Origin of the sequence: Pelagirhabdus alkalitolerans, assembly GCF_900096905.1 — a bacterium.
In the GTDB taxonomy this organism is placed as follows: domain Bacteria; phylum Bacillota; class Bacilli; order Bacillales; family Amphibacillaceae; genus Pelagirhabdus; species Pelagirhabdus alkalitolerans.
Genome location: NZ_FMYI01000011.1, coordinates 21,051 through 34,236, shown reverse-complemented (window position 1 = coordinate 34,236; position 13,186 = coordinate 21,051). Strand labels below are relative to the sequence as shown.

Annotated in this window: 13 protein-coding genes; 10 read left to right on the top strand and 3 right to left on the bottom strand. The window is 38.3% G+C overall.

Going from position 1 to position 13,186, the window contains the following annotated elements; genetic code table 11:
• The first annotated feature begins 28 nt into the window (after positions 1-28).
• From mfd to BLR62_RS11105, 10 genes are all read left to right on the top strand, one after another.
• Positions 29-3,556, top strand: coding sequence for a transcription-repair coupling factor (gene mfd / locus BLR62_RS11150; RefSeq protein ID WP_090796962.1), 3,528 nt, complete (start codon positions 29-31; stop codon positions 3,554-3,556).
• Between the two features lie 98 nt (positions 3,557-3,654).
• A complete protein-coding gene (locus BLR62_RS11145) occupies positions 3,655-4,188 on the top strand; it encodes a stage V sporulation T C-terminal domain-containing protein (RefSeq protein ID WP_090796960.1) in 534 nt (177 codons plus the stop codon).
• A 111-nt stretch (positions 4,189-4,299) separates the two neighbouring features.
• Positions 4,300-5,871, top strand: a complete 1,572-nt coding sequence (locus tag BLR62_RS11140) for a putative polysaccharide biosynthesis protein (protein ID WP_090796958.1) — start codon at positions 4,300-4,302, stop codon at positions 5,869-5,871.
• A gap of 4 nt (positions 5,872-5,875) precedes the next feature.
• Positions 5,876-7,345, top strand: coding sequence for a bifunctional methyltransferase/pyrophosphohydrolase YabN (yabN, locus tag BLR62_RS11135; RefSeq protein ID WP_090796956.1), 1,470 nt, complete (start codon positions 5,876-5,878; stop codon positions 7,343-7,345).
• Complete coding sequence (locus tag BLR62_RS11130) at positions 7,332-7,604, top strand: RNA-binding S4 domain-containing protein (RefSeq protein WP_090796954.1); 273 nt, start codon at positions 7,332-7,334, stop codon at positions 7,602-7,604. The genes yabN and BLR62_RS11130 overlap by 14 nt, the downstream gene beginning before the upstream one ends.
• Positions 7,605-7,668: 64 nt before the next feature.
• Positions 7,669-7,968 carry a sporulation protein YabP gene (yabP, locus tag BLR62_RS11125; RefSeq protein WP_090796952.1) on the top strand — a complete coding sequence of 100 codons (300 nt, stop codon included), beginning with the start codon at positions 7,669-7,671 and terminating at the stop codon, positions 7,966-7,968.
• Positions 7,965-8,516, top strand: a complete 552-nt coding sequence (yabQ, locus tag BLR62_RS12710) for a spore cortex biosynthesis protein YabQ (RefSeq protein ID WP_090796950.1) — start codon at positions 7,965-7,967, stop codon at positions 8,514-8,516. The genes yabP and yabQ overlap by 4 nt, the downstream gene beginning before the upstream one ends.
• Before the next feature lie 14 nt (positions 8,517-8,530).
• Positions 8,531-8,911, top strand: coding sequence for an FtsB family cell division protein (locus BLR62_RS11115; protein ID WP_090796948.1), 381 nt, complete (start codon positions 8,531-8,533; stop codon positions 8,909-8,911).
• A gap of 75 nt (positions 8,912-8,986) precedes the next feature.
• Positions 8,987-9,394, top strand: a complete 408-nt coding sequence (locus BLR62_RS11110; protein WP_090796945.1) for a S1 domain-containing RNA-binding protein — start codon at positions 8,987-8,989, stop codon at positions 9,392-9,394.
• 263 nt (positions 9,395-9,657) lie between these two features.
• Entirely contained in the window at positions 9,658-10,188 is a 531-nt protein-coding gene (locus BLR62_RS11105) for a hypothetical protein (RefSeq protein WP_090796944.1), read from the top strand.
• Positions 10,189-10,254: 66 nt separating this feature from the next.
• Here BLR62_RS11105 and BLR62_RS11100 read toward each other — a convergent pair whose 3' ends face one another.
• The 3 genes from BLR62_RS11100 to BLR62_RS11090 are packed head-to-tail and all read right to left on the bottom strand — an operon-like array spanning position 10,255 to position 13,029.
• A complete protein-coding gene (locus BLR62_RS11100; protein WP_090796941.1) occupies positions 10,255-10,782 on the bottom strand; it encodes a Gx transporter family protein in 528 nt (175 codons plus the stop codon).
• 22 nt (positions 10,783-10,804) lie between these two features.
• Positions 10,805-11,215 (bottom strand): NusG domain II-containing protein, encoded by a 411-nt coding sequence (locus BLR62_RS11095; RefSeq protein ID WP_090796940.1) that lies wholly within the window; start codon positions 11,213-11,215, stop codon positions 10,805-10,807.
• A gap of 38 nt (positions 11,216-11,253) precedes the next feature.
• Complete coding sequence (locus BLR62_RS11090; RefSeq protein ID WP_090796937.1) at positions 11,254-13,029, bottom strand: NAD(P)/FAD-dependent oxidoreductase; 1,776 nt, start codon at positions 13,027-13,029, stop codon at positions 11,254-11,256.
• Positions 13,030-13,186 lie beyond the last annotated feature (157 nt).

Here is a 13,186-nt window from a genome sequence, read left to right as displayed (position 1 = left end):
CGGAGGTAAACAGAAGGAGGCAATTAACATGAAGGGGATACATACATTTCTAACAACATTTGATGATATAAAGTCAATACAATCTGGTATTGAACAAGGTTTAAATGAGCAACTCGTTACAGGGTTAACAGGCTCAGCACGTAGCATGTGGATTGGTGCTGTGCATCAACAAACAAAGCGTCGCTCGTTGATTGTAACAAATCATTTATCCCAAGCTGAACAAATTTATGCAGATTTAACAGAGGTGATGGCTCCTGATGATGTTCATTTGTTTCCAGCCAATGAGTTAATGGTTGCGGAGTTAGCCGTGTCGAGTCCTGAACTGAGAGCTCAAAGAATTCAGGCGCTTTCTACTTGGTTAACACAACAAGAAGGTGTGTTGGTTACACCAGTAGCTGGACTTAAACGACTTTTACCTCCAATGGATTATTGGGATCGATTTCAGCTCGACTTTACAGTAGGACATGCGATTGACTTAAATGACTATATCGAAACGCTCGTTACAATGGGGTATGAACGTGTGGATATGGTGAGTAATCCATCAGAATTTAGTGTGCGCGGAGGGATTATTGATCTTTATCCGATCACAGAAGAACAACCGATAAGAATTGAACTGTTTGATGATGAAGTGGATTCGGTTCGAACATTTAATATCGACACCCAACGATCAATTCAAAAACTTGAGACAGTCAACATTCAACCCGTATCAGAAGTGCTTATTACTAAAGAAGATCGTTTAAGAGCTGCTCACCGTTTAGAAGGAGCATTAAGCGAGTCATTGTCGTCAATGACCGATAAAGAACGCAAACAGATACTCTATGAAAATATAACCAATGATATTGAAAGACTCTCAAGAGGTGACGATGTTGAAGATATTCAAAAATACAGTCAATATTTATATGAACACCCTTCAAGCTTATTAGATTACTTAGGCAAAGATGGTTATATTTATTTAGATGAAATGGGACGGATTCAAGAGTCTGCAGACTATTTGGATCGTGAAGAACATGAATGGCTTGAATCGATGGTGATGGAGCAAAAATTAGTTAAAGGAAGCTATTTATCTTTTCATGCGAATGAATTGCTTTCAAAAATGACGCAGCCTAAAGTGTATTTATCTGTGTTTTTAAGACAAGTTCAAAACACACAACCTGAAAACATTATCAATGTATCCAGTCGTTCTATGCAGGAGTTTCATGGTCAGATGCATCTTTTACAAGCTGAAATAACCCGTTGGCAAAAAGGTCAATACTCAGTCGTTTTTCTAGCACCGACACCGAAACGGGCTGAAAAAATACAAGCCATTTTATCAGACTATCAAATTGACTCAGACCTAGCAGACCAAACAACCCCGTTACCTTTAAAAAAACCGGTCGTAATGGTTGGTACACTAACGCAAGGTTTTGAGTTGCCACAACAAAAACTAGCTGTTTTAACGGATCAAGAACTGTTTAAATCTAAAGTGTCTAAGAGGAAACGAAAGCCTAAAAAAATCACGAATGCAGAACGAATTAAAAATTATCAAGAACTAAAAGTAGGCGATTATGTCGTACACGTGCATCACGGAATCGGACGATTTATTGGGATTGAAACATTAACGGTTCAAGGCGTTCATAAAGACTTTATGCAACTGCAATATAACGGTGATGACAAATTATTTGTCCCGATCGATCAGATCGATTTAGTTCAAAAATACGTGGCATCAGAAGGAAAAGAGCCAAGATTATATAAACTCGGCGGTTCTGAATGGAAAAAAGTAAAAAATAAGGTTCAATCAAAAGTTGAAGATATTGCCGATGATTTAATTAAATTATATGCCGAGCGTGAAGCAACGAAAGGTTATGCATTTAGTGAAGATTCTGTCATGCAACGTGAGTTTGAAGATGCGTTTCCGTATCAAGAAACGGAGGATCAACTACGGTGTATTGAAGAAATCAAAGAAGATATGCAAAAAGTACGACCAATGGATCGCTTGCTTTGTGGTGATGTTGGTTATGGTAAGACGGAAGTTGCGATACGTGCTGCCTTTAAAGCGATCGCAGAAGGAAAACAGGTTGCATTTTTAGTTCCAACAACGATTCTTGCCCAACAACACTTTGAAACGGTCATGGAACGTTTTCGTGATTATCCGGTAGAAATTGGCCTACTTAGTCGCTTTAAATCAAAAGCAGAACAACAAAAGACATTAAAAGGGTTAAAAGAAGGTCGCGTTGATATGGTGATCGGGACCCATCGCTTACTTTCAAAAGATGTTGTCTACAAAGATTTAGGACTATTAATTGTCGATGAGGAACAACGATTTGGTGTTAAACATAAAGAGAAGATTAAGCAACTGAAAACAAATGTTGATGTATTAACGCTAACCGCCACACCTATTCCAAGAACATTGCACATGTCGATGCTCGGGGTGCGAGACTTATCTGTTATTGAAACACCACCGGCCAACCGCTTCCCGATTCAAACGTATGTATTAGAGTTCAATCACTTATTCTTGCGAGAAGCAATTGAACGTGAAATGAATCGTGGTGGACAAGTTTTCTTCTTGTATAATCGGGTCGATAATATTGAACAAAAAGCCCGTGAAATTGAAATGATACATGAAGGAACACGTGTGGCTGTGGCGCATGGTCAAATGAATGAAACAGAACTTGAAAACGTGATGCTAGCCTTTTTAGCAGGTGAGTATGACGTCTTGGTGAGTACGACCATTATTGAAACAGGTGTCGATATTCCAAACGTGAATACGTTAATAGTAGACCAGGCAGATCGAATGGGGCTAAGCCAGTTGTATCAGTTGCGAGGTCGTGTAGGTCGAAGCAATCGGATTGCGTATGCTTATTTCACCTATCAAAAAGATAAGGTACTCTCAGAAATTGCCGAAAAGCGTCTGCAAGCGATTAAAGAATTTACTGAATTAGGATCCGGCTTTAAGATTGCCATGCGTGATTTATCCATTAGAGGGGCAGGCAATATATTAGGTGCACAGCAGCATGGGTTTATTGATTCTGTTGGTTTTGATCTATACTCCGACATGCTAAAAGAAGCAGTCGAACGTAAACAATCTCAAAATGAGGCGACAGACACTCAAAAAGATGTGCAAACGGAGCTTAATTTAATTATGGATGCTTATATTCCAGATTCGTATATTTCAGATAGTAAACAAAAAATCAACATGTATAAACGATTCCAATCCGCAACGGATGAGGAGACGTTATCCGATATTGATGAAGAATTAGTCGATCGGTTTGGAGACTATCCAAATCAGGTCAGCCAGCTATTCACAGCCAGCCGCTTGCGAATCGCAGCTAAGGCAGTACAAGCAGAAACCGTTAAGGAACAAAAGCAGACCATTACGGTAACAATTGATGAAGCGGCAAGCCAAACTGTAGATGGTGAGAAGTTATTTAGTTATGCAACAGACTTCGGTCGAATGATTCGTCTAGGGACAGATCAAGGCCGTTTGGTAATCACATTCCGATTTGATAAGAAAACTTATAATGAGCGTTATCAGTACTTGCATACATTCTTGGAAAGACTGGAAAAAATAAAGAATTAATCATGTATATTACATCTCTTTTGCAACCATACTATATTTGCGATTGTTATTTCTAAGCACCAAAAAAAGGGCAGAAGACAGAAAGAGAGGATATAACAATGAAAGCAACCGGTATTGTAAGACGAATTGATGACCTAGGGCGCGTTGTTGTGCCGAAAGAGATTAGGCGAACCTTAAGGATTCGAGAAGGTGATCCATTAGAAATCTTTGTGGATCGTGAAAAAGAAGTGATTTTAAAAAAATACTCTCCTTTTCAAGAGTTGACAAGGTTTAGCCAGGAATACACCGATAGCCTGAATGAAGCTTTGAAGCAGCCGATTCTCGTTTATGATCGCGACGTGATTGTTGCCTCGTCAGGTTTCAAAAAGAAAGAATATACAAACAAACCGATACCACGCTTTATTGAAACATTAATGCTTAATCGAGAAAGTGATACTCAAACGACACAGACATCGGTTGAATTGTATCAAGATCAGCCAGAGATGAGAGGGTTTTATCACATCTCTCCGATTGTGGCCAATGGTGATGCGGTGGGAGCGATCCTCGCATTCCGAGAAGATGAATCTTTAGGTGATGAAGCGATTTTAGCGATTGATATTGCAGCTAATTTTTTAGGTAAACAAATGGAATAATCGTCTATGCAGCGAACATAGAACCCCTTATTAAGTTGTGAAATAACTTAACAAGGGGTTTTCGTGTGATATAATGGGAGATATTTCTTAAAATGAAAGGTATTTTAGCGGATGAAGACAAATCGGGGAGAACGACATTTTTTAAAAGGAGCACTACTGCTAACATATGCGGGTTTGATTGGCAAAGTACTCAGTGCATTTTATCGTATTCCGCTTCAAAATTTAACGGGAGATGTTGGATTTTATGTCTATCAACAAGTCTATCCATTTATAGGCATGACTTCCATTTTAGCTTTATACGGCATGCCAGCCGCGATTTCACGGCTAGTGGCGACAAGAGAAGAACCCTTATCTAGTGCGGTGAAAAAACGTATCTTGATTCAATTGATATTATTTGCACTCACACTCATTATCATGGTGTATAGCTTAGCACCACACATTGCCACGGTTATGCAGGACGTGCAATTAACCCAAGTGATTCAATCAAGTGTGGTTTTATTCATTCCATTTCCAATACTTGCTTACTACCGCGGGTTATCACAAGGCGAAAATCATATGACTCCAACGGCTTTATCACAATTGATTGAACAGGTTGTTCGTGTTAGTTTGATTATTCTTTCAAGTTATATTGTTAGTCAATATGCTTACTCCATTTACACAGTTGGGGTCGGAGCAACGTTTGCTAGTGCAATCGGTGCATTGATCGCAGCAGGAGTATTATATCGTCTCCATCAAAAGAAAAGTCTTGCGTTTGATCAACCGGCAAAAGATCCTGAGTTTAGTCATCGGCAACTTGTGTCATTAATTCTTGGTACGGGTTTTGTGATGGCGATTAACCATATGCTATTGTTATTGCTTCAATTAGTGGATGCTCTAACATTAGTGCCGCAACTTGAGCGTTACGGTATGGTACTGGCTGAGGCTCAAGTATTAAAAGGGATTTTGGATCGTGGACAACCGCTCAGTCAAATTGGTATTATTGTTGCCTCATCCCTTACATTAAGTGTGGTTCCATCTGTTACACAATCACGTCTAAAAAATGATACCGAAACATTTGTTCAAGCGATTCGAAGCACGTGGAAATTAACGCTCATTCTATCTTCAGCTGCGAGCTTGGGGTTAATCACTCTTTTTAGTGAAGTCAATGAATTATTATTTAAAGAAGATCTTGAAACATTTAGTCTTCAAATTTTCACACTGTCGATCATTTTTATATCACTCAGCATTTCGAGTGCGGCCATTTTACAAGGGTTAGGTTTTATTTACCGTACAGCCTTATTCGTTCTCATTGGCGTTGTGTCTAAGGTACTATTTAATATCTTGTTCATTCCGTATTTTCATATAACAGGCGCTGCCTTAGCAACAGTGTTGGCCTCGGTTGTGATTTTAAGTTTGAATATGGTTGAAATAAAGCGCCAGATTCCTAATGAACGATTATTTAATATAAAGGTTAAGGGATGGATGTATAGTTTAGTCCAAATGGTTGCTATTCTCTATGTTTTCAATAGAGTAGCAAACGAGATTCTTTTACCCTTATCTCGGATTCAATTACTGTTTTATGTTTTATTTATAGTAAGCCTTGGTGCTTTCATTTATGTGAGAGGGATTGTATCAAAGCGTGTCTTAACGAACGCGGAGTTAAACAGTTTACCTCTTTTACACCGGTTTGCTAAAAAGGAGTGACGATATGAGTCAAATAGATGTTATAGGCTTAGGGGCTGGTGAGATTGACCAGTTGTCACTCGGCCTATACCGACAATTAACAAAAACATCAGCAAAAATTTATGCAAGAACGGCTGATCATCCCGTTCTTGAAACCCTTAAACAAGAAGGGGTTACATTTGAAACATTTGATGATTTCTACCGACAATTTGATTCCTTTGAATCTGTTTATCAAGCTATAGCAAAAGAATTAGTTGAACTGGCTCATCAACAAGAATCGATTATTTACGTGGTACCCGGGCATCCGATGTTAGCAGAGAGAACCGTTCAACTTTTACTCGAGTCAGAGCTGACAGTCGACATTAAAGGGGGACAAAGTTATTTAGACGATCTGTTTACTTCTTTAAAAATTGATCCGATTGAAGGGTTTCAGTTTTTAGATGCAACGTCCTTCTCACGTGACTTGATCGATTACACGCATCATTTGATTTTCTGTCAGGTCTATGACACGCAAAGTGCATCAGAATTGAAATTAGAATTGTTGGAAGACTTAGATCCAAATCATCCGGTGACCATTGTAGAAGCAGCAGGAACGAAGACTGAATCAATTGAGACAGTACCTTTAGTCGAACTTGACCGCACCGTAACATTGAGTAATTTAACAAGTGTTTATGTTCAACCGGCAACCCCTGATGAACTGAATCATCGTTTCTTTAGGTTAAAACAAGTTATTCACGACCTACGCGCACCAGGAGGCTGCCCGTGGGATCGAGCTCAAACTCACGAATCGTTAAGGCATCATTTAATAGATGAAGCGTATGAATTGATTGATGCCATTAATGAAGAGGACGATGAAGGTATCGTTGAAGAACTAGGTGATGTGCTATTACAAGTAATGCTTCATAGTCAAATAGGAGAAGATGCTGGTTATTTCACAGTTGAAGATGTCACAAAAGCAGTGACAGACAAAATGATTCGTCGTCATCCCCATGTGTTTGGTGATGTGAAAGTCGATACTGAAGAAGAACTTCATGCCAATTGGAATAGGATTAAAGCAACTGAAAAAAATCATCAAACCGATCACTCTCGCCTAGATCGTGTGCCTGAATCTGCACATGGGTTAGTACGAAGTCAGTCTATTCAAAAAGAAGCAGCAAAAGTTGGGTTCGATCATCCGTCAGAAGAAGCATATTTTAATAAATTATTAGAAGAAATGGAAGAAATAAAAGAAGTACGCATTCATTCTGCTCATCAACTAGAAGAAGAGATAGGCGATTTATTGTTTGCAGCTGTTAATTTAGCACGATTCTATAAAGTAAACAGTGATCTAGCTTTACGTGGTGCTAATGATAAGTTCGAAAGACGCTTTCGCTATATTGAAAAAGCAATAAGTGATAGGGGTAATAGTGTAGACACAACCTCGCTTGAAGAAATGGACCGGTTGTGGGAAGAATGTAAAAAACAAGAGGAGAGTGAAGAGAATGAGACTCGATAAATTTTTGAAAGTATCACGTTTAATTAAGCGCCGTACGTTAGCAAAAGAGGTAGCATCTCAAGGAAGAATTACGATTAATGGGCATCAGTCAAAAGCATCGTCAACGGTTGAGATCGGTGATGAACTTGTGATTCAATTTGGACAAAAGATTGTGACATTAAAGGTTGAATCATTAAAAGAGACAACAAAAAAAGATGAAGCAGCATCATTATATACGGTTATTAAAGAAGAACCCATCAAAAAGGACGAACCTTTTTAAAATGGTCTATTCTACGCCCTCCTTGCATAAATTAGTAATAATTTAATAAGGGAGGGCATTTTAAATGATCCAAGAGACAAGCCATTTTACGTCGCCGAATGCAAAAGCAGAACATGATATCCAAATAAAAAACAGACAATATATCACCATTACAGGTGTAAAAGATGTTGATCGTTTTGATAACGAAACCTTCTTGCTGGAAACAGTTTCAGGCTATTTGATGGTGCGTGGGGAGAATTTACAAATCAAAACCTTGGATGTAAACAAAGGTCGATTAGAAATTAAAGGAAAGATGATCGATTTATCTTATTTAGACGACCAAAATAAAAGTGCAAAAGGCTTTTTAGGTAAGCTGTTTAAATGACCCCTTTAGAACAACTTGTGTCACTATGGGCCATATATGGTGTAGGCATTTTGGTTGGGTGTTGTCTAGATACAAGTGAGTGTTTAACACGTTATTTAAAAGGGAAAGTAATTTTCATTATCGTTGTTCAGTTCATTTACTGGATGGGATTAAGCTTTGGCTTATTCATATTTATGATTTGGTTAAACAATGGACATGTTCATATTTATTATATAGTTGCGATATTGATCGGTTATCTAACCTATAATCGGCTTATGAGAGAGCGGTTTGTCCTTTTTATAAATCAGTGTATGGCTTTATTGATCAGGTGGCTAGTGAACATCAGTAGATGTATAAACATTGTTATCGTAACACCATTTCTAGTTCTTTTTCGTGTGCTCGTATTAAGTTTAAACGGTGTTAAACAAGTGTTTAAGTTTCTTATAACGGCCGCAGTGCGACTTTTAATCTGTCGGTTTGTCAAAAATGCATATAATGACTTAGTGGCAGAAGCAGGATTTTATAGTAGAATGAAGAATATAATCATAAGGAAGAAAAAAAAGCAATAAGGAGGAACTTGATTATGGGTGAAAGAAAAAGAAATGTCACTCGACTAGAATCTACATACATGAATCAGTATGATGCACATATTGAACGGCAGAAGAAACGCAAACGTGCACTCAAAAGACGGCTTGTTGCATTTTCAATCATTGCCCTAATCGTTTCCTTTAGTTTGCTCACGCACCATTTAAACCAACGCTCGATTCATGCAGAACAAATGGAAAAGTTAGAAGCCTTAACTGAAGAGCAAGAATCTCTAGCATCTGAAGAAGAAAGCTTACGCGAAGAAATTAGATTGCTCGAAGATGAGTCTTACGTCCTGCGAATTGCAAAAACGAATTATTTCTTCACTGATGAAGGTGAAATTGTCTTTAAATTAACCGAAGAAGACCCTGCATATTGACATTGATTTAGTGAGACGGCTATAATGTAATAGAAGTATATCTTTTTTTAACTTTTAAGGAGGAGCATTTTTTTTATGTCAATCGAAGTAGGCAGCAAGTTGCAGGGTAAGGTAACAGGTATCACTAATTTTGGAGCATTTATTGAATTGCCAGAGGGGAAGACAGGACTTGTTCACATTAGTGAAGTTGCCGATAACTATGTCAAAGATATTAATGAGCATTTATCTGTTGGAGATGAAGTGACTGTAAAGGTCATTAATGTTGAAGACGACGGTAAAATTGGTTTATCCATTAAAAAGGCTAAATCAAACCCGACTCCAAACCGCAGAAAGCCAAGCCAAGATCATAAAGCTAAAAAAGAGAAACCAGAAAATTTTGAATCAAAAATGAACCGTTTCTTAAAAGATTCTGAAGATCGTCTTGCTTCACTACGCAAGCACACAGAATCAAAACGAGGAGGTCGTGGAGCCAAAAGAGGTTAACTTGCTGTCTAAGGGAGCCCTTAATCCATTTATAATTTTGAACTTATTCATTTAATAATGCTAACGAAAAGTTACTGAATGATAGAGACTCAGTAACTTTTTTTGTGCGTGAAAAAAGTGATGTTTACGTGATAAGCATAACGGATAGAATAAGATAGTAATCGGGAACTATTTTTGAACTTATTTGTACAACAAGTATGAAAATGTGTTATAATTACTTTGCAAGTTCAATAGTTAACAATTAAGAAATAGGGGGATAAAAAATGAAATTAAAAGTATTTTTAGGTATGCTAATTGCTGTTATGGTACTTGCAGCATGTGGCGCTGAGGGTGTAGAAGAAGATGCAGGTGACGACGAAGAAACAGATGCTGTAGCAGCAGCTTCGTTTGCTGATGATCCAGAAGGTCTTCATGCAGCAGCTGGAGAAGATGGTACTTGGATCATCATTCCAGAAAATGATATGACACTAGATGAAGATCTTGTTGTTACAGGAACATTCTATGATGGCGACGATGAAGATGAAGGTGTATACCGTAAATTTGCTGCATACACTCAAGATGATGATCGTAACATTGTTGATCAATGGACAATCACTGTTCCAACACTTGTTGTTGAGAGTGAAAACCTAAACTTCCAAGGTGGTACAGTAGATGGTGATGTTTACGTTGATGCAGATGACTTCTTGTTACATGAAACAGCAACTGTAACAGGGGATGTTGTATTTGCTAATGAAGATTTTGAAGCATCAGCTGATTTAGACGGAACAGTTGAAGGCGACGTTTCTGTCGAATAGTTAAATAGCGTATTAAAAAGACGTTTGCGAAGTGAGATTCGCAAGCGTCTTTTTTTATGCTATATTTTATAATGCTTGAAGATTCATGTAGTAGTGAAGTTTTTCAATATGATTTAATAAATAGTTAGCTGTAATCCCTATTGCGATCCCGGTTAAAATACCAATCAGTGATAAAACGGGCAAGTAGAGCATAACCGCCCATGTTTGAGCAATCCAGCTAGCCACAACAAGTTGCCCAATATTATGAAAGACAGCACCTGTTGCACTGACACCAATTAAGCTGATATTTAAAAAACGTAATTTCTTAATCGTGAGCATAGCGATGAAGCTTAAAATGGCTCCAGCCCCACTATATAAAAGAGTGGAAATCGTTCCCCCTAACAGTGTCGCCAGAATCAGTCGGATGAGAACAACTTTGCTTGCATCTTTCACTGGCAATGTATAAATAGCCATGCACGTAATAATATTGGCTAACCCGAGTTTAGCACCTGGTGCAAAGAAAAATGGGGACGGTATCGCACGTTCGACTAAGCTTATAATAACCGCTTGACTTGCTAATAATGCGATATAGACAAGACGTTGATTTTTAGTCATAAATAAATCCTCTCAATCTTTCTTAAGAACTAATAACATCAACATCAGATTGTTGACCTGGCTCTTGTGATTGTATTTCAATTACTAATTGATGGGGTAAGCAAACGATCGTTTGTCCAACTTGGTCAATAAATCCTGTTCTGACACATACTTGATCAGAGCACGTGGCACTTTTAATTCTAATTGAGCCATCCGAGACTTCGATTGTATTGGTTTCGCCATCAGGTGTATCAACATCAAATACGGTATCTTCTTCATGCTCACTCAAATTAATTTCTTGGACTTCTTCGTTTTCAAGTGAAATGACAGCAACTAAATCACCATCGCCTGATTGTTGCAGGTAAAAATAGCCTAAAGGAAGAAAAGAAATCATTAAAAGAAGCACAATGATAAAAAGATCGCCTGGTTTTAGCATTTGGATAAAAGCTTTCAAATTTCTTCCCTCCCTTTTTCATTTATCTTATCAGATTTTTACTTATCTTTATAGATGGCTTTTTCTTTACCGTACCACCATTGCCCGAGTAGTCGTTGTATGAACGGAACGAACCAATAATCGAGTCCTGCTGTATGACCTGCACCATTTAATAACGCAATGGAAGCTGGAAGTGCCCATAGCTGATCCCACTCTAACGTCTGAGTGAAGGCAAATCCTAGAATTAAGAGCGCACTTAATGTACTCACAAGTGAGGTTAATAAACCGAGAATAAGAAAAAGTCCAAATCCGATCTCTACAAAGATCATCATCCGCTGAACAAACATGGCCATCTCATTTGAAGGAAGAAAGGTAAACTGTAACCAACTCGTATCCATCTGCACAGTCGATGAGATGAGCCAAGAATCTTCTCCAAGTCCCCTGAACAAAAGCCCAACATTTGATAAAGTTGATGTCGCTTCTGTCCAAACAGACTCACCCCACAACTTTGAAGCACCCTCAACGAGCCAGAACAATCCGAGGTAGATGCGAAGCGGAACCGCCCATAAGGCATTGCCATATCGGTTGAAGAAGTCTCTAAAAATATTGCGCTTATCCGTTGTGTAGAAAAACTCACGTTCAACGTATTTAAACGTGTAATAGCCACTACCGATACTCAATAAATAAAAGAGGTTCATTAAATGCTTAAACACCATCGCAAACCAACCACTAAGATGAAACCCCATTAAATTCGCAACACCATAGCGTGATCCGATTGAAACAATTGCACCGCGGTTTGAATGTTGATGCGCAATTTTTTTCGTTTCGTTAATAGAGGCTGTTATATTTTTAGCAATCGTCTTTCCCATTTGTTTAGCGGACTCAGCATTTCTAGGGTTAGGTTGATTAGGCTTCTCTTCGAAATAAGCCAAATCGCCTGCTACATAAACATGTTCATGAGAGGTTGATTCTAAGTATTGATTCACTTCAATCCGGCCGGATGGGCCTTTGTTCATATTAAAGGATTTTGCAAAATTGTTGGCTTTAATACCCCCAGCCCAGATGGGTGTGCATGTTGGAATGACTTCTCCACTTTCTAGATGAATTTCATCTCCAGTTACTTCAACAATCGGTGATTCTTTTAAAATTTTGACGCCTTTTTTTAATAAATAGGTCTCAGCTTTCGTTGAGTCCTTGGGGTCTAAAAATTTAAGAATCGAAGGATCCCTTTCGATGATATATAAGGTGATGGACTCAGGGCTGATCTTATGATCATAAGCGAGACGATTTTTCCATTCAAGTAATTCACCGACTAATTCAACACCTGTAAAACCAGAACCACAAACGGCAAAGGTGAGCATTTTTTGGCGTGTCTTTTTATCATGGACAACAGATGCTTTTTTGACAGTCTCTTCTATATGATGTTTTAACTTGATTGCATCCTCTTTTGACCATAGGCTAAGGGTATGCTCTCTCACGCCTGGGATACCTAAATCATCAGGTTCGCTTCCCATACCAATGACTAAATAATCGAAAGGGTACTCACCATCATCCGTGACGACTATTTGCTGCTTGTGATCAATGTCTGTCACAGTATCCGTGACTAAATTTACTTTCGTTCGATTAAAAAGTTTTCGCAAGTCATATTGAATCGCATCAGGCTTGACACGATCAGCTGCTACCTCGTGTAAGCCTGTCATCATGGTATGATAAGAATGACGATCAATTAGAGTGATCGAGATCGAATCATCATTTTTATATTGTTTAGCCAAACGCTTAGCGACTTGTACACCAGCGTAACCGGCTCCTAGTATAACAATCTCTTGTGTCATCAAAGGTATCGACGCTCCTTTTGAATTCGTGGGGCATAAATATGTGCGTTTATGAACAATTGTTCCTTATTCTAACGTTCCTAATCAATCTTGTCTATGTTATAAAGCTTCCCATTTGACGTAGATTGAAACATGTAACGTTATCTTAAACTAATTATAA